Origin of the sequence: Nocardia sp. NPDC049190, assembly GCF_040648115.1 — a bacterium.
GTDB lineage: Bacteria > Actinomycetota > Actinomycetes > Mycobacteriales > Mycobacteriaceae > Nocardia.
Map to the genome: position 1 here is coordinate 45,310 of NZ_JBEZDE010000002.1, position 20,475 is coordinate 65,784.

General features: G+C 67.8%; 20 protein-coding genes. 10 read left to right on the top strand and 10 right to left on the bottom strand.

The features are described from left to right. Nucleotides 1-48: 48 nt before the first annotated feature. From glmU to AB0B25_RS02195, 5 genes are all read left to right on the top strand, one after another. Entirely contained in the window at nucleotides 49-1,539 is a 1,491-nt protein-coding gene (gene glmU, locus AB0B25_RS02175) for a bifunctional UDP-N-acetylglucosamine diphosphorylase/glucosamine-1-phosphate N-acetyltransferase GlmU (protein WP_357173411.1), read from the top strand. After that, nucleotides 1,536-2,516: a ribose-phosphate diphosphokinase gene (locus AB0B25_RS02180; RefSeq protein ID WP_357173414.1), complete on the top strand. Its 981-nt coding sequence runs from the start codon at nucleotides 1,536-1,538 to the stop codon at nucleotides 2,514-2,516. The genes glmU and AB0B25_RS02180 overlap by 4 nt, the downstream gene beginning before the upstream one ends. Before the next feature lie 116 nt (nucleotides 2,517-2,632). Then, on the top strand, nucleotides 2,633-2,893 hold the full coding sequence (locus AB0B25_RS02185) for a hypothetical protein (RefSeq protein WP_357173417.1): 261 nt from the start codon (nucleotides 2,633-2,635) through the stop codon (nucleotides 2,891-2,893). Between the two features lie 97 nt (nucleotides 2,894-2,990). Continuing rightward, complete coding sequence (locus AB0B25_RS02190; RefSeq protein WP_357173419.1) at nucleotides 2,991-3,842, top strand: hypothetical protein; 852 nt, start codon at nucleotides 2,991-2,993, stop codon at nucleotides 3,840-3,842. A gap of 10 nt (nucleotides 3,843-3,852) precedes the next feature. Then, nucleotides 3,853-4,500, top strand: a complete 648-nt coding sequence (locus tag AB0B25_RS02195; RefSeq protein WP_357173422.1) for a DUF2461 domain-containing protein — start codon at nucleotides 3,853-3,855, stop codon at nucleotides 4,498-4,500. A 61-nt stretch (nucleotides 4,501-4,561) separates the two neighbouring features. Here AB0B25_RS02195 and egtD read toward each other — a convergent pair whose 3' ends face one another. The 4 genes from egtD to egtA all read right to left on the bottom strand — a co-directional run bounded on the left by egtD (nucleotide 4,562) and on the right by egtA (nucleotide 9,260). Beyond that, complete coding sequence (gene egtD, locus AB0B25_RS02200) at nucleotides 4,562-5,533, bottom strand: L-histidine N(alpha)-methyltransferase (RefSeq protein ID WP_357173424.1); 972 nt, start codon at nucleotides 5,531-5,533, stop codon at nucleotides 4,562-4,564. 18 nt (nucleotides 5,534-5,551) lie between these two features. After that, complete coding sequence (egtC, locus tag AB0B25_RS02205; RefSeq protein ID WP_357173427.1) at nucleotides 5,552-6,361, bottom strand: ergothioneine biosynthesis protein EgtC; 810 nt, start codon at nucleotides 6,359-6,361, stop codon at nucleotides 5,552-5,554. Between the two features lie 78 nt (nucleotides 6,362-6,439). Continuing rightward, nucleotides 6,440-7,786: an ergothioneine biosynthesis protein EgtB gene (gene egtB / locus AB0B25_RS02210; RefSeq protein ID WP_357173430.1), complete on the bottom strand. Its 1,347-nt coding sequence runs from the start codon at nucleotides 7,784-7,786 to the stop codon at nucleotides 6,440-6,442. A 130-nt stretch (nucleotides 7,787-7,916) separates the two neighbouring features. Continuing rightward, complete coding sequence (gene egtA, locus AB0B25_RS02215) at nucleotides 7,917-9,260, bottom strand: ergothioneine biosynthesis glutamate--cysteine ligase EgtA (RefSeq protein WP_357173433.1); 1,344 nt, start codon at nucleotides 9,258-9,260, stop codon at nucleotides 7,917-7,919. 199 nt (nucleotides 9,261-9,459) lie between these two features. On the opposite strand from egtA, the gene AB0B25_RS02220 reads away from it, so the two are divergent. Together AB0B25_RS02220 and AB0B25_RS02225 are read left to right on the top strand one after the other, a co-directional pair. Then, nucleotides 9,460-10,650 (top strand): aminotransferase class V-fold PLP-dependent enzyme, encoded by a 1,191-nt coding sequence (locus AB0B25_RS02220; RefSeq protein WP_357173435.1) that lies wholly within the window; start codon nucleotides 9,460-9,462, stop codon nucleotides 10,648-10,650. 7 nt (nucleotides 10,651-10,657) lie between these two features. Beyond that, nucleotides 10,658-10,795, top strand: coding sequence for a hypothetical protein (locus tag AB0B25_RS02225; protein WP_357173437.1), 138 nt, complete (start codon nucleotides 10,658-10,660; stop codon nucleotides 10,793-10,795). Nucleotides 10,796-11,152: 357 nt separating this feature from the next. On the opposite strand, the gene AB0B25_RS02230 is transcribed toward AB0B25_RS02225, so the two are convergent. Both AB0B25_RS02230 and AB0B25_RS02235 read right to left on the bottom strand, forming a co-directional pair. Continuing rightward, nucleotides 11,153-11,749 (bottom strand): dihydrofolate reductase family protein, encoded by a 597-nt coding sequence (locus tag AB0B25_RS02230; protein ID WP_357173440.1) that lies wholly within the window; start codon nucleotides 11,747-11,749, stop codon nucleotides 11,153-11,155. A 130-nt stretch (nucleotides 11,750-11,879) separates the two neighbouring features. After that, the gene (locus tag AB0B25_RS02235; RefSeq protein WP_357173443.1) at nucleotides 11,880-12,440 is read right to left on the bottom strand and encodes a TetR/AcrR family transcriptional regulator; all 561 of its coding nucleotides are present in this window, start codon (nucleotides 12,438-12,440) and stop codon (nucleotides 11,880-11,882) included. A 106-nt stretch (nucleotides 12,441-12,546) separates the two neighbouring features. Here AB0B25_RS02235 and AB0B25_RS02240 point away from each other — a divergent pair, with 106 nt between their 5' ends. Beyond that, complete coding sequence (locus tag AB0B25_RS02240; protein WP_357173446.1) at nucleotides 12,547-13,218, top strand: lysophospholipid acyltransferase family protein; 672 nt, start codon at nucleotides 12,547-12,549, stop codon at nucleotides 13,216-13,218. A gap of 98 nt (nucleotides 13,219-13,316) precedes the next feature. After that, a complete protein-coding gene (locus AB0B25_RS02245; RefSeq protein ID WP_357173449.1) occupies nucleotides 13,317-14,975 on the top strand; it encodes a fatty acyl-AMP ligase in 1,659 nt (552 codons plus the stop codon). Nucleotides 14,976-15,222: 247 nt separating this feature from the next. On the opposite strand, the gene pth is transcribed toward AB0B25_RS02245, so the two are convergent. Continuing rightward, nucleotides 15,223-15,774 carry an aminoacyl-tRNA hydrolase gene (gene pth / locus AB0B25_RS02250; RefSeq protein WP_357173452.1) on the bottom strand — a complete coding sequence of 184 codons (552 nt, stop codon included), beginning with the start codon at nucleotides 15,772-15,774 and terminating at the stop codon, nucleotides 15,223-15,225. A gap of 28 nt (nucleotides 15,775-15,802) precedes the next feature. After that, nucleotides 15,803-16,402, bottom strand: a complete 600-nt coding sequence (locus AB0B25_RS02255; protein ID WP_357173455.1) for a 50S ribosomal protein L25/general stress protein Ctc — start codon at nucleotides 16,400-16,402, stop codon at nucleotides 15,803-15,805. A 346-nt stretch (nucleotides 16,403-16,748) separates the two neighbouring features. Between AB0B25_RS02255 and AB0B25_RS02260 the strand changes: the two genes are divergently transcribed. Continuing rightward, on the top strand, nucleotides 16,749-18,392 hold the full coding sequence (locus AB0B25_RS02260; protein WP_357173458.1) for a peptide chain release factor 3: 1,644 nt from the start codon (nucleotides 16,749-16,751) through the stop codon (nucleotides 18,390-18,392). Nucleotide 18,393: 1 nt separating this feature from the next. On the opposite strand, the gene AB0B25_RS02265 is transcribed toward AB0B25_RS02260, so the two are convergent. Then, nucleotides 18,394-18,930: a nuclear transport factor 2 family protein gene (locus AB0B25_RS02265; RefSeq protein ID WP_357174110.1), complete on the bottom strand. Its 537-nt coding sequence runs from the start codon at nucleotides 18,928-18,930 to the stop codon at nucleotides 18,394-18,396. A 519-nt stretch (nucleotides 18,931-19,449) separates the two neighbouring features. Continuing rightward, entirely contained in the window at nucleotides 19,450-20,328 is an 879-nt protein-coding gene (locus tag AB0B25_RS02270; RefSeq protein ID WP_357173460.1) for an Abi-alpha family protein, read from the bottom strand. Between the last annotated feature and the right edge of the window lie 147 nt (nucleotides 20,329-20,475).

A 20,475-nucleotide genomic window follows, 5' to 3' on the forward strand; every position in this document is an offset into this window, starting at 1 on the left:
CCAAGTACGACGACAGCCCGCACGAGGACAGGCAGCCGAGGGAGATCCATGCCACAGCAGACCGCCGTCGTCGTTCTCGCAGCCGGTGCCGGAACGCGAATGCGGTCGAAGACCCCCAAGGTACTGCATTCGCTGGCCGGTCGGAGCATGCTCGCGCACGCGCTGCATGCGGCGAACGAGATCGACCCCGCCTACCTCATCACCGTGGTGGGGCACGACCGGGAGCAGGTCGGCGCGGCGGTGTCCGCGGTCGGCGCCGATCTCGGCCGGGACATCACGCTGGCCATCCAGGAAGAGCAGCTCGGCACCGGGCATGCGGTGCAGTGCGCGCTGGCCGCGCTGCCGGTGGGTTTCACCGGTGATGTCCTGGTCACCTCCGCCGACGTGCCGCTGCTGGACGGGCACACCCTCTCGGCACTGCTCGACGAGCACCGCAGCTATACCGAACGTTCCGCGGTCACCGTGTTGACATTCGTACCCGAGGACCCGAACGGTTACGGCCGCATCGTCCGTGACGCGAACGGCCGGGTGGTCGAGATCGTCGAGCACGCCGACGCCACCCCGGAGCAGACCGCGATCGCCGAGGTCAATTCCGGCGTGTACGCGTTCGACGCCGCGGTGCTGCGCACCATGATCAGCCGGCTTTCCACCGCCAATGCCCAACATGAACTGTATCTGACCGACGTGCTGCGGCTGGCTCGCGAGGCCGGCCACCCGGTGCACGGCGCGCGCTTGATCGACGCGGCCAAGGTCACCGGCGTCAACGACCGGGTGCAATTGGCCTCGGCGGCGCACACACTCAACCGCTACATCCTCGAACGGCACATGCGGGCCGGGGTCACGATCATCGATCCGGCCTCCACCTGGGTGGATGCCAGTGTGCGCATCGGCAGGGACGCCGTGCTGCGGCCCGGCGTCCAGTTGCTCGGCAGCACCGTGATCGGCGAGGACGCCGAAGTGGGTCCGGACAGCACGCTGACCGACGTCGTTGTCGGCGACGGCGCCACCGTGGTCCGTACCCACGGCGAGGGGGCCACCGTCGGCCCGCACGCGACCATCGGTCCGTTCAGCTACCTGCGTCCGGGCACGGTGGTCGGCGATTCCGGCAAGCTGGGCGCCTTCGTGGAAACCAAGAACGCCTCGATCGGCGCGCACTCGAAGGTGCCGCATCTGACCTACGTCGGCGATGCCACCATCGGGGAGCACAGCAACATCGGCGCGTCCAGCGTCTTCGTCAATTACGACGGAGTGGCCAAGCACCACACCACGGTGGGTTCACATGTGCGCACCGGCAGTGACACCATGTTCGTCGCGCCGGTGACCGTGGGTGACGGCGCGTACACGGCGGCGGGTACTGTACTGCGCAGAAGCGTTCCGCCCGGGGCTCTCGCGGTGTCCGGTGGACCGCAGAAGAACATCGAAGGCTGGGTGCAGCGACACCGTCCGGGGACGGGCGCGGCACGTGCGGCGGCGGAAGCCATCGCGGCCAAGGAGATGTCGGGTCAGGCAATCGAGCAAAAGGATGGCAAACAGCAGTGACCGCGTCATGGATCGATAACCAGAAGAACCTGATGCTCTTCTCGGGACGCGCCCATTCTGAGCTGGCCGAGCAGGTCGCCAAAGAACTCGACGTCGCCGTCACTCCGCAGACCGCGCGTGATTTCGCCAACGGCGAGATCTTCGTCCGGTTCGAGGAGTCGGTACGCGGATCCGACGCCTTCGTGCTGCAGAGCTTCCCCGCGCCGCTGAACCAGTGGCTGATGGAGCAGCTCATCATGATCGACGCGCTCAAGCGCGGCTCGGCCAAGCGGATCACCGCGGTCCTGCCGTTCTACCCGTACGCCCGGCAGGACAAGAAGCACCGCGGCCGCGAGCCGATCTCGGCCCGCCTGGTCGCCGACCTGCTGAAGACCGCGGGCGCGGACCGGATCATCACCGTCGACCTGCACACCGACCAAATCCAGGGCTTTTTCGACGGCCCGGTCGACCATATGCACGCACAGCTGCAGCTGGCGGAATACATCCGCAACAACTACAGCCTCGAACACATCACGGTCGTGTCCCCCGATTCGGGCCGGGTCCGGGTGGCCGAGAAGTGGGCCGACTCGCTCGGTGGCTCGCCGCTGGCGTTCATCCACAAGACCCGCGACCCGCTGGTGCCGAACCAGGTGAAGTCCAACCGCGTGGTCGGTGAGGTCGAGGGCCGCACCTGCATCCTGATCGACGACATGATCGACACCGGTGGCACCATCGCCGGCGCGGTCAACGTGCTCAAAGAGGCCGGCGCCGGCGACGTGGTGATCGCCGCGACGCACGGCGTGCTCAGCCCGCCTGCCGCCGAGCGCCTCGCCTCCTGTGGCGCCAAGGAGGTCGTCGTGACCAACACCCTGCCGATCAGCGAGGAAAAGAAGTTCCCGCAGCTGACCGTGCTCTCCATCGCGCCGCTGCTGGCCCGCACGATCCGTGAGGTCTTCGAGAACGGCTCGGTGACCGGCCTTTTCAACGGAAACGCGTAGGTTCGACGGCAACATGTAGGCGACAGTCCCGCGAACGGCGGCTCGGACTCCGGTCCGGGCCGCCGTTTTCGCAGGTAGGGTACCTTCGTCGGGGCGATCGCTGGGATACTCGAAGCATGGACCGTGACCCGTTGGATACCGACATGGGGGACGATGATCAGGCGGACGAGATCCGCGCCTACGAGCGCAACGTCGAGAATCCGCCCGACGACCTGCGCATTCCCTATCGCGAGAACGAAGACGACGGCCGGCTCGGCATCGCGGACGAACTCGATCAGGAGTGGACGCGCAGCGGCCAGCGGGCCGAAGAGGCCGAGGAAGACCGACGGCCCGCCGAGGTGGCAGCCATCGAGATCGTCGACGACAAGGATCTTTGATCCCGACGCGCCACACCGTCGTAGTCGGCCATGGCAGCGACGGCGTCATGGTACGCATAGCTGGTGTGACCGGGAGGGACTACACGAGGAGGGTGCGATGAGCACGCCGAAGGATCCGGACGCCTCGGACGACGCGTCCGATCGGGCGGCCCGGTCGCTGTCGAAGGATGCCGAGGAAACTTCCTCAGCGCCCGGCGACAAACCCGCGCCGCCGACCACCGAGGAGCCGGCGCAGGGCGGCACGCCGCCGACCACCGAGGACGAACCCGGCCCCGCCGCGACACCGCCTGTCGGTGAATGGTGGGCGCCCACCGACACTCCACCCGGTGGACCGGTAGCTGGGCAGTGGGACGCGCAGCAGAGCGGGCAACCCACCGAACCCCGCCCATGGAATGCTGACAGCCAGGGCAGTCCGCAGTCGCGCAGCGGGGAACAGCCCGCACCCGGCCAGCCGTCGGCAACCGGGGCGGTGGGCGACTCGGCGCCGCAGGACGACCCGACCTGGCAGTTTTCGCCGGGCGACCACGCGCAGTTCGGCACAGGCAGTCCGCCGGCCGGGCCACCGTACCCGTCGGGAGCCCAACAGCCGTACCCGCCGAGCGGTCCACCGCACTATCCTCCACCGGGGGGAGTCTTCGAGCACCCCGCCGACGGGCCGCAGAACCCGCCTCACGGAAGCTACCCGTCCTACCCGCAGCAGTATCAGCCGTACGGCGCCGCGCACCCGCAGTCACGCAGTCAGGTGTATTCGATCATCGGGTTCGTCTGCGCGGCGGCCGCGGTGCTGTTCTGCCCGATCCTGTTCGGTCCTGCCGGGATCGCCCTCGGCATCGTCGGGCACAACAAGGGCGAATCGCTCGGCAAATGGGCGGCAATCGCGTCGGGTGTCGGGATGGTGGTCGGCTTCATCATCGGGTTCGTCGTGTTCTCCGGAGACTTCGGAACGTAGATTTTGCGGTATGCGTCGATTCGGTGGATTCCCGCTGTCGGGACTCGATTTCTATGAAGACCTGGAGGCGGACAACTCGAAGGCGTTCTGGACCGCGCACAAGAGTGTGTACGAGGAAGCGGTGCGTGCGCCGATGGTCGCGCTGACCGCCGAGCTGGAGCCGGACTTCGGTACCGCGAAGATCTTCCGCCCCTACCGGGATGTGCGTTTCGCCAAGGACAAGTCGCCGTACAAAACCGCGCAGGGCGCTGTGGTCGCCGCCGCACCGGGTGTCGGCTGGTACGTCCAGATCGGCGCCGCCGGGCTGTACGTCGGCGGCGGTTTCTACCAGGGGTCCTCCGCTCAGATCGCGCTGCTGCGCGCCACCATCGATGACGACGTACGCGGGCCGGAACTCGCGGCGATACTCGCGAAACTCACCGAGGCGGGCCTGACCATCGGCGGGGAAAGGCTGAAGACCACGCCGCGGGGCTATCGCGCCGACCATCCACGCATCGATCTGCTACGACACAAGTCCCTCACCGGCGGCAAGGAATTCGGCGCACCGGCTTGGCTGGACACGCCACGCACCGCCGAGAAGGTCCGCACCGTGTGGGAGACGATGCGGCCGCTGATCGAATGGCTGGCGGCGGTGGTTCGCGGCGCACCCTCGTCTTAATGTCGGTCCGTCGCGACGACGGGGCGACGGGGCGACGGGGCGACGGGGCGACGGGGCGACATCAACGCCGTTCGGCGAGCACCAAGGCGAAACGTTCGTCAGGATCGGTCCACACCTGCTGGGTGCCGAAGCCCGCCGCCGCGAGTTCGGCAGTCAGGCCCCCGATCCGGAACTTCGCCGAGATCTCGGTGCGCAACTGCTCGCCGCGGGCGAAGTGCACGGTGAGATCGAGTTCGCCGACCGTGACCGTCATGTCCTCGGTCGCCTCCAAGCGCATTTCGATCCACTCCCGCGCCGAATCCCAGATCGCGATGTGCCGAAACTTCTCCGGCGCGAAGTCGGCGCCGAGCCGGGAGTTCAGCACATGCAACACATTGCGGTTGAATTCGGCGGTGACGCCCGCCGCGTCGTCATAGGCGGGAACGAGCACCGCGGGGTCGACGACCAGACCCGCGCCGAGCAGCAACTGCTCGCCCGGCTCCAGCACATTGTGGACGCTCGCCAAAAATTCGGCCCGTTCTTCGGGGACCAAGTTGCCGATGGTGCCACCGAGGAACGCGATCATCCTGCGGCCACCGCGGGGCAGGATGTGCAGGGTGTCGGTGAAATCGCTGACCACACCGCGCACGGCCAGCCCCGGGAATTCGGCCGCGATCTCAGCCGCTGCGGCACGCAGCGCGGCCGACGAGACATCTTGGGGGACATAGGACTTCAGCGGCGCCTGCGTGGTCAGCGCGGTGAGCAGCAGCCTGGTCTTGGCCGCGGAACCGGCGCCGAGTTCGACCAACACCTCGGCCTGGGTAGCGCGTGCGATCGCGCCGACCACTCGCTCGAGCAACGCGCGCTCGGTGCGCGTCGGGTAGTACTCGGGCAGCTCGGTGATCTGCTCGAACAGCGCGCTGCCGGTGGCATCGTAGAACCATTTGGGGGGCAGCCACTTCTGCTGCGCGGTCAGACCCAACCGGGCGTCCGAGCGCAACGCGGCGGTCAGGTCGTCGTCGGATAGGTGGATCTCCAGCGTCGGTGTGGTCATGGCACAGGCCTTTCCGGGTCAGAGAAGTGGGTCGACGGACAGCTCGCCGGGACTGGCGCTGACCAGGCTTCGGTCCGGGATGGACCGCCATCGCGGGTCGTCGTCGAACGGTTCGGAGGACAGAATCGCGAAGGTATCGGTGACCAGCGCGGATAACGAATGGTGGCAGGTGCTCCCCCACAACTGGGCACCGTCCGACAGCAGGAAATTCAGGCGGGCGTCCGGTGTGCGATCGAGGATCGCGGCAATGAGCAGACGCAGGGCCGCCGGAGCCGCCGACCACGTACCGTCCGGCGACCCGGTTGCCAGGAGATCGCACAGAATCACCCAGAGCGCGGCGGTGTCGGTGGCGGCTTCGGCCTCCAACAGCCGGGCCGGGGCGAACAACCCCTCGGCGCCGAGTTCTGCCGCGGTGCCCGCGAACTCCACCGCCACGTCGCTGAGCGTGCCACGCCAGTCCGGAACCACGCCGTTGTGGCTGAAGGCCCAGCGCCCGCGGGTGAACGGCGCACAGGCGGACCGCTCCACCGGCATCCCGATGGTGGCCGAACGCACCGCGCCGAGCACCGCCCAGGATTCCAGGTGTGGGAGCACCTCGTGCACTGCCGGATCGGTCCAGATCGGCGCGGCGTTGCGGTAGCGGCTGACGGCGACCGTGTCGTCCGCGGTCTCGTGCCACCAGGCGACGCCGAAGCCGTCGGCATTGATGACGCCGCCGCGGCGCATGTCCTGGGGATCCCAGGCTTGGGTGACCAGGGAGTGCGAACCGAGTGTCAGCATGTCGCCGACCCGTACCGGCGGGCCGATATAGCCCAGATGCCTACACATCGGCACCCGCCGACATCATCGTCCCCGGGTTCCCCGCATCGCGCGGCGACAATCTCCTCATCCCGGCGCAGGGGTCGCTCACTCGTCCTCCCCCGGTCGCAGATCCCGCGCCAAGCGGAACCCGGCGAAAATCTGGCGACGGATCGGATGATCCCAGTTGCGGAAGGTACCGCGGCAGGCGACCGGATCGGTGCCGAAAGAACCGCCGCGCAGTACACGATAATCACCGCCGAAGAAGACCTCGGAGTACTCCTTGTACGGGAAGGCACGAAAGCCCGGGTAAGGCTCGAATCCCGAGGCCGTCCATTCCCAGACGTCGCCGATCAACTGGTGCACTCCCGCCGGGGACGCGCCGGTCGGATACGCGCCGACCTCAGCGGGTTCCAGATGGCGCTGACCCAGATTCGCGGTGTCCGGGTCAGGATCGGCGTCGCCCCAGGGGAATCGGCGCGACGTGCCGGTCGACGGGTCGAACCTGGCCGCCTTCTCCCATTCGGCTTCGGTGGGCAGCCGCTTGCCCGCCCAGTTCGCGTAGGCCTCGGCCTCGAACCAGCAGACGTGCGCCACCGGCTGGTGTGGGCGCAGCGGAGTCATCACGCCGAACACCCGGCGCCACCAGCGTCCGGTCGGGTCGCACTCCCAGAACTGCGGCGCGACCAGGCCCGCTTGTGTGCGGTGTGCCCAGCCGCGCTCGGACCAGAACTCCGGTCGGTCGTAGCCGCCGTCATCGATGAAGGCGAGGTATCGCTCGTTGGTCACCGGTGCGGCATCGATCGCGAAGCCGGGCACCAATACTCGGTGGGCAGGGCGCTCGTTGTCCAGTGCCCAGGGGTCGGCAGAGCTGCCCATGGTGAACTCCCCCGCGGGAATGACGATCTCACCATCGACCGGAGCCGAACTCGGCGGCGCGGGCGCTGCGGAGAGCACGGCGGCGCCGGTGCGCAGCTGGTGGGTGGCGAGCATGGTCTCGTCGTGCTGCTGCTCGTGCTGGGCGATCATTCCGAACGCGAAACCGTCGTCCACCAGCGGCTTGCCGCACAACTCGCTGCGTTCCAGCACATCCCACACCCGGTCGCGCACGGTGCCGACATAACCGCGGGCCTGCTTCGGCGCGAGCAGGGGCAACCCGGGACGGTTCGCGCGGCCGTGTTTGAAGGCATCGTAGAGTTCATCGATGTCGGCGCGCACCGGCTCGCGGCCGCCGACGTTGCGAACCAGCCACTGTTCTTCCTGGTTGCCGATGTGCGCGAGATCCCAGACCAGCGGGCTCATCAAACGCGAATGCTGGGCTACCAATTCGGCCTCGTCGAGACAGTCGGTCAGGGCATGGGTGCGCTGGCGCGCACGGGCGAGCACGTCGGCGATCCGGTCCCGTAGCTGTTCGGCGCGGGAGTTGTCGGTCGGGGGTGAGTGCGGAATGGTCACGAGAAACATCTCCGAGATTCGTTCTGATCGACGGCGACGCAGTCGCGAGTGCGTGCGCAACGCGAGCGGATTCGGCCCTTATCTACCAGATCGACCGACGCCCGGTCGACAGTGCGCGGCGGGTTCGCCGTCACGCTGCGGCCCCCGGTCGGTGCGGTCCGGCGCCGGTGTAGTTCTCGGTCGGAGTGCGCCCACTGCGACATCGTTCGGCGGCGGATTCGATCTCCGCGGCGCCGGCCGCGGTGGCCGCGTGGGCGGCGGCGAGCCGCAGCAGGTCGACCGCGCCGGACCGGATTTCCGGGTCGGCCAGACCGTAGCGGGCGGCGGCGAGCCAGTGGCCGGCCAGGGGCGCGGTAATCGCGGTCGCCTCGGCGATCACGCACGGACTCGACACGAGCGCCTCCAGCACGTGAACCGGGGTGCTCCAGGTATCGCCGGGCTGGGCGTCGATATAGCGGACCTCCAGATGACCCGAGGCACGCACCGGCGGGAACATCGTGGTCAGGTGGTAGTCGAGGTCGCTGACGTCCGGACGACGGCCCACCTCGTCGTCCAGTGCACCGGAGAGCCAATCAGCGAAGGTCGCGCCCGGCGGGGCCGACCATCCGGTGTCGGTACCGTTCGGACCCGGGGACACGACGTTGTCGGGCCGTCGTACACACAACAACGGAACGTCCAGCGCCCACTTGCTGTACGCGGCAATCGGGTCGGTCCAGTCCATCACCGGCGGTCGGGTACGGGCATTGTCCAGGCGCAGCCACGCCCGCATCCGCTGCGACGCCCAAGTGCCTGCCGGAGCGCCGCGCAGCGCGGGCGAACAGGCGAAGGCGGCCAGCAGCGCGGGTCCGATCGCATACAACGCGTTCCACCGCGCGGTCACCGCGGCACGATCGGCGCCCGCGTCGACGCTGACCTGGGTGGCGGCGGTGTTGCACATCATCACCTTGCCGAACGGGCCGATACCACCGAATACCTGCTCCATGGCGCGGTAGCGCGGCGACTGGAGCAGACGTTTGGGGCGGCGGTCCGCATCGGCGGCCAGCGAGACGGTCCGGATGGACCGGGATTCGAGGAGTTTCCGCAACAGGCGGGCATCGTCACGCAGCCGGTCGCACAGCTGCGCGGCATCAGCGTAGGGAGCGCTGGAGAGTTCTATTTGACCACCGGGTTCCAGGGTGACCCGGCTGCCCCCCGGCAGTGCGAGCGCCGGCGAATCGGGGGCGATGGACCGCGGTGCGTACGGTCCGAGGACATCCGCTAGATCGGATAATTGCGGACGCGGGGCGGCCGAGGGGCCTGACGCCGAACACTCACCCTGCACCGTGAGCCACTCCAGTTCGGCGCCTACGAGGACAGGCGGTCCGAGCTTGAAGCAGACGCCGCCCACGTACGCTTCCGCGGCGGCACGCGACGACAGTTCCCCCTGCTCGGGGACGCACCGGGCCAACTCAGGTTTATCGACCGTGACCGCCATGCCAACCTCCACTATGGGTTCCGAGTCGTCGTGGTCTCGAGTCCGCTGTTCTTCTGATATCGCCACATCGCGCGGTCCTATTCCACTCCGATGTCGGATTCGGTCGGACTCCGAGCACCGCGGGTCCATTCAGCGTAGCCAGGCAGAGCGACACAAAACTTACGAGAAGCCGAACATCGCACCCGATAGGGTCGGCTGCATGCTGGATGACGATCGGGTACGAGCCGACACCCCCGGATGCGCGTCCGAGTCCGAACTCGGTCCGGTATTTCTCGACAGCGCGGGATCGTCGTTGCCGCCGCGGGTCGTCACCGACACCGTGATCGGCCACCTGCTCCGCGAGGCGGAGGTCGGTGGCTATCGCGCCGCTAATGAGCGGCTGGACGATCTCGAGGCGGTGAAGAGCGCGGTCGGCGCGCTGATCAACACCGCGCCGACGAGCATCGCGCTCAGCGACAGCGCCACCCGCTCCTGGACGGATTTCTTCTACTCGGTCCCGCTCGCGCCCGGTGATCGGATCCTGGTCTCCGAGGCCGACTACGCGAGCAACGCCATCGCCGCCCTGCAGCGCGCACGCTCCACCGGTGCGACAGTGCAGAAGATCCCGAGCGACAGCAGCGGACAGCTGGATCTCGACGCGCTGGCCGCACTGGTCGACGAACGGGTCAAGCTGGTCTCGCTGATCCACGCGCCGACCAATGGCGGCCTGGTGAACCCGGTCGCCGAGGCGACGAGGATCGCGCATTCGGTCGGCGCGCTCGTGCTGCTGGATGCCTGCCAATCCGCCGGGCAACTGCCGATCGATGTGGCCGAACTCGGCGTCGACGCGCTGTCGGCCACCGGCCGCAAGTGGCTGCGCGGTCCGCGCGGCACCGGATTCCTCTATGTGCGGCCGGAATTGGCGCGGTCCATGGAGCCCGAACGACTCGATCTGCACGGCGCCGAGTGGACCGGGCCGGACCACTACCGCCTCGCGCCTGATGCCAGCCGTTTCGAGTTCTGGGAGTGTGACGTCGCCGGGCGGCTCGGGCTGGGCGCCGCGGTGCGGTATCTGCTCGACCTCGGTCCGGATACGGTGTACGCCGCGATCGCGGCCCGCGCCGAGCATCTGCGCAAGACCCTGCCGGAGATCCCGCGCGTGACCGTGCGCGATATCGGTATCCGGCACAGCGGCATCGTGTCGTTCACCGTCGACGGGATCGAATCCACGCAGGTCCGCGACCAACTGCTGGCACAGGACATCACGGTCACGGTCAGCCACGCCGGCTCGACCCTGCTGGACATGACCGGCCGCGGCCTGGCCTCGGTGGTCCGCGCCTCGCCGCACTGCTTCGTCAGTTTCGAGGAGCTGGACCGGTTCGTCGCCGCAGTCGGGGCATTGCACGGCTGACCAGTCATTGATCCGCGATACCCGCCTCGGGCGACTCCCCCCGCTGGCCGAGGTCGCCGAGGCGGCGGTGTATGCCGCGTCTGACGGAGCAGGCGCCATGACCGGGGCGGTCCTCGACCTCACCTGTGGCGCCCTTGTCGACTGAGCCGAGACCTCTACAAGCCACGGTCGTAGCAGTCCTGTCCAGCAGTGGCACCGCAACACAACCGAATCTCGACGAGGTTGTGCTCGGTCCGGGTATGCCTCAGGGTTGATCGGTCTCGTCGTAGTGGACCCGGACTGCATTTTGGACCGGCGTGTACGCAGCCACCTCGAGGAAGTCGGCTGCTGTCGCGGAGATGGCAGGACACCGCGATCGGCGCGTGTGTCCGCCGACGCGCCCCGCACCCCGAACCCACACGCGACTTCGCCATGAACTCGAGATTCCGGCAATCGGATCACCTACCCGACGTCGTCCGACGACGGCGGCCTTGCCCTGACGAGAGGGTCGACCTGTGTCGGGTCAGCGGACGAGACGGTAGGTCACGTGGGTGATCTGCGTGGCTGCGCGTGACGAGATCTGCTCGAGCTTCAACGGCGCGACACCGTCGAAGACGCGGGTTCCGCCGCCGAGTGTGAACGGGACGATGTGTAGACGCAGCTCGTCGAGCAGCCCGGCGGCCATGTACTGGTTGACGGTCGTGGCGCCCCCGGCAATGGCGACGTCGCCGTCGCCGGGCACCGCGCGCGCCTGCTTCAATGCGGCTTCGATCCCGTCGGTGACGAAGTAGAACGTGGTGCCACCGTCCATGACCAGGGGATCACGGTGGTAGTGGGTAAGCACGAACACGGGGGCGTGATAGGGAGGCTGTGGCCCCCACCAGCCCGTCCAGTCACCACTCCACTCGCCACGGATCGGGCCGAACATATTGCGGCCCATGATGAAAGCCTTGGCCTCCGTCACCGCGTCGAGCTCGGCTCGGTTCTCCTCCGACGTATCGAACATCCAGGCGTGGAGAATCGACCCATCGGCGTCGCCGAAGGGTCGCTCCTCGGTCTGATTGTTACCGGCCGAGTAGCCGTCCGCCGAGATCGAGATATCACACACAACCTTGCTCATGCCAGTGCTCCTTACACCATCGGGACTCCCGCGCGGCGTCACCGGTACTGAAGACGGCGGTGGGCACCCGAATTCATCGGACGCCCAGCATGTGGGCCCGGCAAGGATGTAGAGCGCCCTGGCAACCCCGTCAAGCCAGATGCACCTCCAGCGCCCGTGCCACCAACATCCGGATGTCGACACCCGGTCCGACCAAGCGAAGACTGCCGTTGGCCTGCACAGCGGCGATGCCGTGCAGGTTTGTCCACAGGGCGATCGCGCGATCGCGCGGGTCCATCGTCCCCGGCCCGGAGGCGGCGCCCACCAGGTCGGCGAAGCGCGCGAACAGCGGTAGCGTGACCGACCTCAGGTTCTCGCCGGAGCCCTCGAGCAGATCGTGGCGGAACATCAGGGTGAACATTTCCGGCCGCTGTGCGGCGAACTCGATGTATTCGGCGCTCGTGCGCGCCAGGCGATCACGCGCCGACCCGGCATCCACCGCCGCGAACCGACCCGCGAGTTCGGCGAATCCACGCGCCGCGATAGCGGCGAGCAGCGCGTTGTGAGTGCGGAAATATCTGCGCGGCGCGCCGTGCGAGACGCCTGCGGCCCGGGTGATGACGCGTAGTCCCAAATGCGCCGCGCCGACCTGCTCGAGCAGGTCGACGCCCGCGCTGACCAGTCGTTCGCGCAACGGCTCGTCCTCGACCATGCAGACATTGTCTACGCCAGTCAGCGCAATGCCATATCGCCACGCGTAGACACTGTCTACGCCATCGGGTAGACAGTGTCTACGCTCTCGTCTCCTGGAGGTCCTCGTGTGGTATCTGCTGTTCAAGTACGTGTTACTCGGCCCACTGCTGCGTGTGCTCGGCCGACCCGAAGTCGTAGGACTGGACAACGTTCCGCACACCGGACCGGTGATCATCGCGGCCAATCACCTCGCCGTGATCGACTCGCTCTACCTCGCGCTGGTTGTGCCACGGCGAGTGACGTTCTTGGCCAAACAGGAGTACTTCACCGGGCGCGGTGTGCGAGGCCGGCTCACCCGATGGTTCTACTCGGCGGCCGGACAGGTGCCGGTCGATCGGACGGGGGGCCGCGCGGCCGCGGATGCGCTCAACGCCGCTGCCCGCATCCTGGCGGGCGGCGGGATCTGGGCCATCCATCCCGAGGGCACCCGCTCGCCCGACGGGCGGATCTATCGTGGCCGCACCGGCGCGCTGCGGGTCGCTATGGCGACCGGAGCCCCGGTCGTTCCAGTGATCCTGTCCGGCACCAATCGGGTGAACCCACGCGGGAGCCGCCTACCGCGGTTCAGCAAGGTGCGCGTCGACTTCGGCGCGCCACGCCACTACCTGCCCACCGCCGAGCACCATACGGTCCGCACCGCCACCGACGAGCTGATGCTGGAATTGGCAGCACGCTCGGGCCGGTGCTACGTCGACCGCTACGCGGCGACCTTCCGCACACCTGCTTCGAGGTCCTGACCTGGGGTTCCCACAAGGGGGGTTAACGCACCGGGAGAATGGCGGGATAGTTGATGGAGGCCGGTTCGAGGCCGACGGCTGGTGATGAGGAGTGGATGTTGAGTAGGTTCACCGACGAGATGTACGCGACGGCGCAGACGTCCGAACGTGGGCTGGTGACCGGTGAGCCAGGAGCGCCGCTACGCCGCGGCTGGGGAGCGATCCACCAGATCGCCCGGCACATGGCGGGCGGCCTGGCCGCGGCCGGAATCGGGCACGGTGACGCGGTCGGCGTGCTGGCCGGGATGCCCGCGGATATCGCCCCGGTCTGCCAGGCCATCTGGATGCGCGGTGCATCGATCACCATGCTGCACCAACCGACCCCGCGCACCGATCTCGCCCTCTGGGCCCGCGACACCGAGTCCGTGCTGACCATGATCGAGGCCCGAGCGGTGGTCCTCGGCGCACCGTTCGAGGCCGCCGAATCGCTGCTGCGCGAGCGCGGCATCACCGTGGTGCGGGTCGACCAACTGCCCGACGGCCCCGAGATCGACCCGGTGCCCACCGCCGAGAACGATATCGCGTTGCAGCAGTTGACCTCCGGTTCGACCGGCTCGCCGAAGGCGGTGCGGATCACCCACGAGAACTTCTATGTCAACGCCTACGCGATGTTCGACCGGGTGAAGTTCCAGCTCGACCACGACGTCATGATCAGCTGGCTACCCCTGTTCCACGACATGGGCATGGTCGGATTCCTCAGCGTGCCCATGCAATTCGGTGCCGAAGTGGTCTGTGTGACGCCGATCGACTTTCTGACCCGACCGTTGCTGTGGGCCGAGCTGATCGACAAATACCGCGGCACCGTCACCGCGGCACCGAATTTCGCCTACTCGCTGCTGGCACGACGACTGGGACAGGCCGATGACGGCGCGTTGGACCTCAGCAGCGTGCGCTACATGTGGAACGGCGCGGAACCGGTCGACCCGGACACCATGGATGCGCTGGCCGACGCCGGACAACGCTTCGGGCTCAACCCGATGGCGCTCACCCCGGTCTACGGCATGGCCGAGACAACGCTCGCCGTCTCCATCCCCGACCCCGGCCACGGCCAGGTGCTGGACGTCATCGACGCCGATCTGCTCGAGGCGCTCGGCAAAGCGGTACCGGTGCCGGACGATCCCGGCCACGAGCACGGGCACAATATCCGCAGGTTGCCGACCCTGGGCTACCTGGTCGACCAGCTGGAAGGCCGGGTCGTCGACAGCGAGCGCCAGCCGCTGCCGACCCGTTCGGTGGGCGTGATCGAATTGCGCGGCCCCGCCGTCACTTCCGGCTATGTGACGATGGAGGGTTTCCGCTCCGGTCAGGACGCCGACGGCTGGTTGGACACCGGCGATATCGGCTACTTCACCGAGGAGGGGCTGATCGTGGTGTGCGGCCGGATCAAGGACGTGATCATCATGGGCGGCCGCAACATCTATCCCACCGATATCGAACGCGCGGCATGCAGGGTGACCGGCGTCCGGCCCGGCAACGCGGTCGCGGTGCGCCTGGACGCGGGCGATAAGCGGGAGAGCTTCGCCGTGGTGGTGGAGAGCAATAGCCACCAGAACCCCGAGGAGGTCAAGCGAATCGAGCACGAGATCGTGCACGAGGTGTTCTCCGAGGTGGGCGCCCGGCCACGGACCGTCACCGTGCTCGGCCCCGGCGCGCTGCCGAAAACCTCGTCCGGCAAGTTGCGCAGGGCCGCGACCGCGGTCCATCTGCCGCGCGGATGATCCGCCGCTGAGTTCCGGTCGGGTGCGAAGTCGGTTTCCCTACGACCTCCGCACCAGGCCGGAAAGACTGATGCTGAATCCCCCACGGATTCGGTGCCGGCCTGCGTAGCGAACCGACCAGGCTGCGGCATTCGGCGCACGAGCCCTGCCACGGCTGCCGCGTCGGCCCGACATCCGTTGCTCGCGTGCCCGATCCGACCAGCACCGAATCTGAGCCGGGGCGCCCAGCGGCGAGAGCGGTTTCTGCTCAGTGCAGTTGGTTCTGCGCGGTCTCCAGCCCCACTCGCAGCAGCAGCTCCACCGCGTCGGCGGCCTGCTCGACGATTACCGGAACCTCTTTTCGCTCCGGCGCCGAGAACGGCTTCAGGACATAGTCGGCCGGATCCTGGCGTCCCGGCGGACGGCCGATGCCGATGCGCGTGCGCAGGTAGTCTTTGGTGGTCAGCGCGCTGGAGACGGAGCGAAGGCCGTTGTGCCCGCCCTCACCACCACCGCGCTTGAGCCGGATCGCGCCGAACGGGAGGTCGAGCTCGTCGTGCACGACGATCACCTCGGTGGGCGACACCGAGAAGAACTTGGCCAGTGCGGCCACCGACCGTCCGGACAGGTTCATGAACGAGCGCGGCTTGGCAATCAGTACCTGGCGGCCATCCAATCGGGCCTGCAACAGGTCGGCGCCGGATTTCTTGTGCACACCGAAACGGCCGCCGACGCGCTCCGCGAGCACGTCGGCGACCAGAAAACCGACATTGTGCCGGGTGCGTTCGTATTCGAGGCCTGGATTACCCAGTCCGACCACGAGCGCTGGCCCGGTCGCCGATTCGGTGCTACTCAGCGCTCTCGGCCTCGGCCGCGGCGGCCTCCTCGACCGCGGCCTCGGCGGCCGGAGCGGCGATGACATTGACGATCAGGGTCTCCGGATCGGCGGCCAGGCCCACACCGGCAGGCAGCTCCAGCGCGCCCGCGGTGATCTGGGTGCCCGACTCGACACCCTCGACGGAGACCTCGATGGCCTCGGGCAGCTTCAACGCGTCGGCCTCGATGGAGACGGTGGTGGCCTCCTGGGTGACCAGGGTGCCCGGGGCGGCATCGCCGACGACGGTGACGATCACGTCGGCGGTGACCTTCTCGCCGCGCTTGATGATCAGCAGGTCGGCGTGCTCGATGTAGCGGCGAATCGGGTGCACCACAACGGATTTGGTGAGCGCGAGCTGCTTCTTGCCGTCGATGACGAGGTTCAGCACCGCGTTGGTGCCGTGCTCACGCAGAATCGCGGCGAAGGCCTGGGCGTTGACCGACAGGTGCGTCGGGTCGGCCTGGTGGCCGTAGAGCACGGCGGGGACATTGCCCGCGCGGCGGGTACGGCGGGCGGCACCCTTGCCGAACTCGGTGCGTACGGCGGCTTCGAGAAGGTTGGCGTCGGACATGACTGGATCTACTCCTACGGCTCTTCCGGGCTGTCAACGGTTGATGTCAGGGGCTGCTCACACCTGACCGGGTTGGTCTACTCGTCGGGCGAAGACCGAACGAGGACGGCCGGAAGCCGAGCCGCGTCGATCACGGTGCGCAAATCAGGTCTGCGGTCACCCTCGCCGAGACAACCCGAACACCATACCGCAGCACACGGCCCCCGATTGAATCGGGTAGCGACCGCCGCGTCGTGCCGCGATCGGGCCCGGCCCAGGCCGCGGCGAAGCTCGCTCGCTTCGCTCCGCAGGCCCGTCGCGTACGCTGGCGTGGTTGCCGATCGGTCGTCTGCGAAAGGTTGTTCCGTTGAGCGCCTCCCCTGAGGGTGTCGTCGCGCCCGCACCCCGCGGGTTACCCGCCGAGGTCGCCCGGCGACGCACGTTCGCGGTCATCTCCCATCCCGACGCGGGCAAATCGACGCTCACCGAGGCACTCGCGCTGCACGCGAGGATGATCTCCGAGGCCGGCGCCATCCACGGCAAGGCGGGCCGCAAGTCCACGGTCTCGGACTGGATGGAGATGGAGAAGGCGCGCGGCATCTCGGTCAGTTCGACCGCGCTGCAGTTCAACTACCGTGCCACGGGTTCCGACGTCGACAGCGTGATCAACTTGGTGGACACCCCCGGTCACTCCGATTTCTCCGAGGACACCTACCGGGTGCTCACCGCGGTCGACGCCGCGGTGATGCTGATCGACGCGGCCAAGGGTCTGGAGCCGCAAACACTGAAGCTGTTCCAGGTGTGCCGCCACCGCGGCATCCCGGTGATCACCGTCATCAACAAGTGGGATCGTCCCGGACAGGCGCCACTGGAACTGCTCGACGAGATCAACGAGCGGATCGGCCTCACGCCGACGCCACTGTTCCTTCCGGTCGGGATCGCGGGCGATTTCCGCGGCCTGCTGCGCCGCGGTCCCGACGGCGCACCCCTGGAATACATCCACTTCACCCGGACCGCGGGCGGCGCGACCATCGCACCGGAGGAGTCGCTGACCCCGGCGTCCGCCGAGGCGCGCGAGGGCGAGGCGTGGCTCACCGCCGCCGAGGAGAGTGAACTGCTCTCGGCCACCGGGCAGGACCACGACCAGGAGTTGTTCCTCGCCGGGCAGACCTCACCGGTCATCTACGCCTCCGCGATGCTGAACTTCGGCGTGCGGCAACTGCTGGAGACTCTGGTCGCGCTGGCGCCCGCACCCGGTCCGCGCCGCGATACCGGCGGCAACCCACGCGATACCACCGACCCGTTCAGCGCGGTCGTGTTCAAGGTGCAGGCGGGCATGGACGCCGCGCACCGGGACCGGCTCGCCTTCATGCGGATCGTGTCCGGCGAGTTCGAGCGTGGCATGGTGGTCACCCATGCCCAGACCGGACGGCCGTTCGCCACCAAGTACGCGCTGACCGTGTTCGGCCGGGAGCGCGCCACCGTGGACACTGCCTACCCCGGCGATGTGGTCGGCCTGGTCAACGCGACAGCGCTGGCCCCGGGGCATACATTGTTCGTGGACAAGAAGGTGGAGTTCCCGCCGATCCCGTCGTTCGCCCCCGAGCATTTCGCGGTGTTACGCGCGCAGAGCGCAGGCAAGTACAAGCAGTTCCGCAAAGCCATCGACCAGCTCGATTCCGAAGGTGTCGTGCAAGTGCTGCGCAATGACGTCCGCGGCGACGCCTCTCCGGTCCTCGCGGCCGTCGGCCCGATGCAGTTCGAGGTGGTCACCGCGCGGATGTTGACGGAGTTCACCGTCGAGACCTCGATGGAGCACCTCGGCTACTCGCTGGCCCGCCGGACCGATGCCGCCTCCGCGGATGAACTCGGTCGGCAGCGCGGGGTCGAGGTATTCACCCGAAGCGACGGCGTACTGCTGGCATTGTTCAGCGACAAATGGCGGTTGCAGTACATCGAGAAGGAACATCCGACGTTGACGTTGGAACCGCTGGTCGCCACGGCCGACTGAGTTATTCGGCCTCGGGCCCGAGTTCCTCCCGCGGCGGGGCGGCGGCGCCCGGGTTGCGTTCGACCGAGGCGATGCCGTCCTCCTTGGCGATCAGTCCCCATCGGCTGGAGGTGAGTCGCAGACTGGGCAGGTCGCTGAGCGAGAGCACCACCTCGTAGGTGCGCTCGTATCCGGTGTGCGAGATCCGCCAGTGGCCGTCGTCGCAGCGGATGTAGCGATCGGAGTAGAAGGCCGCGCCGCGCAGCAGCATGTTGTGGGCGGGAATCAGGACGGTGTCGGCGAGGTACCAGGTGCCGGTGGCCGTGTCGCCCTCGATGTCTATCTCCGGATGGTCGCAGCGGTGTTCGGTGATCACATGCGGACCGAGGGTGTTGCGCATGAAGGCGAGAAACGCGTCGCGCGATTCGAACTGCAGGTATTCGCTGTAGGTGGCGGTAGCCTCCGGGATCATGGTGTCCGCGAACTCATCCCATGATTTGGTGTCGAGGCTACGCAGGTAGCGGAACTTCAGTCGGCTGATCGCCGCCAGATCGTCCATCCCCCGTTCGTCGCGTCGGCGTTCGCGCGTCGACCTCGGATCATCGCGCACCTGCCCGTAGTCGATCGGCCCGGCGTCGAAACGCAACCGCGCACCCGCACGCTCGCCGCGCTGTTGCGGAGCGGGACGAACTCCCTGATCACCACGCTGTTGCGGACCGGGACGAACCCCCTGATCACCACGCTGTTGCGATCCGGGACGAACCCCCTGATCACCACGCTGTTGCGGACCGGGACGAACCCCCTGATCACCACGCTGCGGCGGACCGATGCGCACTTCCTGCTCGCCGCGTTGCGGTGGACCGACGCGAACATCTCGGTCTCCGCGCGCCTGCTCACCGGTGGTTACGCCCCGGTCTCTACCCACTTGCCGGTCGATCCCTGCTGCCGGGTCGCCGCGCTCCTGCCCGCCAGTTGCCTGATCCATACCTCCACAATCCCATCCGAAGCCACGCCACTTCAGGAATTGGGAGATTTGTATCAGATTGCTATCACTGTTCGGCCGGCTTGCCGCCGGAGATCAACTTCCGATAGTGAAACAAGTCCGGCAGAAGTCCTCGCCGAACTCGGTGAGCCGGAGACTCTTGCGCACGATTTTCGGCGCCCGACCGGCCTTTTTCAGTGCCGCCTCGACCACCGGCTGCACCTCGAGCACCATGTACCGACTCAATACCACCGGATCGTCGGAGGTCAGCGTGAGTCCGAGGCGGTTGAGGTTGACCAGATAGGCGCGCGCGCGATCCGGGTAGCGCACCCCCGCCTGCTCGGGCACGGAGCTCAGATCACCTTGCACCAACTCCGAGCCGATACCGAGCGGACGGTTGGTGCGCACGTCGACCGACGGTTGCGGACCATTGAGCGCCATGAAGCGCAGCATCCGTGCCTCGTCGGGGGCGAGCTCATCGAGGATGCGGTCGTAGGCCGGGTGCACCTCCTCGGTGAAGTAGACGTCGGCCGATCTGGCCAACAGCGCGTCACCCCGACGGCGCAATTCCTCGATACTGGCCGAGCGGAAATAGGAGCCGACAGTCAGCGCCTCCTGCGAGGCGGACCCATTGGACGTCGGGACGTAGCTGACGATCTCACGCACCGACCCCTCGGTGACGCCGAGCGCGCTGCGGGCCATCGAGCGCAACGCGTTGCCGGTTCGTTCGGCGATTTCGGCCGACGACTCGCCGTCCAGCGCCGCCTGGGTGATCTCCTTGGTGACATCGACGGTGGTGCCGACCGCCCACTGCCCACCGCGAACGACCGTGCCCGCGGCGAGTCCTGCCGCGCGGAACACGCCGCGAATCAGCCGTGCCTCATTGCTGATCTGCCGTTGTTCGGCATCCGAACGGTGCTCAACGGGGTGGGAACCGGCTCGGGCCACGTCCTGTCCGGTCCTGTCGTCTGCCACGTTTTCTCCGATATCGCCGGGTGAACGAATCCGACCCACAGATTACTTCCCGCCGCGGCGACGGTCATTGCCGCCGTCCGACTCGGACAGTTCGACAATCACTGTGATCGACATCTCGAACCCCCACCACCGGCCTGTGTACTCGCG

Coding starts and splice junctions, on each gene's coding strand:
- AB0B25_RS02235 (WP_357173443.1), bottom strand. CDS start 12,440: ATGGTCGAGGACGAGCCGTTGCGCGAACGACTGGTCAGCGCGGGCGTC.
- egtC (WP_357173427.1), bottom strand. CDS start 6,361: ATGTGTAGGCATCTGGGCTATATCGGCCCGCCGGTACGGGTCGGCGAC.
- AB0B25_RS02185 (WP_357173417.1), top strand. CDS start 2,633: ATGGACCGTGACCCGTTGGATACCGACATGGGGGACGATGATCAGGCG.
- AB0B25_RS02195 (WP_357173422.1), top strand. CDS start 3,853: ATGCGTCGATTCGGTGGATTCCCGCTGTCGGGACTCGATTTCTATGAA.
- AB0B25_RS02265 (WP_357174110.1), bottom strand. CDS start 18,930: ATGGACGATCTGGCGGCGATCAGCCGACTGAAGTTCCGCTACCTGCGT.
- AB0B25_RS02220 (WP_357173435.1), top strand. CDS start 9,460: ATGCTGGATGACGATCGGGTACGAGCCGACACCCCCGGATGCGCGTCC.
- AB0B25_RS02230 (WP_357173440.1), bottom strand. CDS start 11,749: ATGAGCAAGGTTGTGTGTGATATCTCGATCTCGGCGGACGGCTACTCG.
- AB0B25_RS02190 (WP_357173419.1), top strand. CDS start 2,991: ATGAGCACGCCGAAGGATCCGGACGCCTCGGACGACGCGTCCGATCGG.
- glmU (WP_357173411.1), top strand. CDS start 49: ATGCCACAGCAGACCGCCGTCGTCGTTCTCGCAGCCGGTGCCGGAACG.
- egtD (WP_357173424.1), bottom strand. CDS start 5,533: ATGACCACACCGACGCTGGAGATCCACCTATCCGACGACGACCTGACC.
- egtA (WP_357173433.1), bottom strand. CDS start 9,260: ATGGCGGTCACGGTCGATAAACCTGAGTTGGCCCGGTGCGTCCCCGAG.
- AB0B25_RS02255 (WP_357173455.1), bottom strand. CDS start 16,402: ATGTCCGACGCCAACCTTCTCGAAGCCGCCGTACGCACCGAGTTCGGC.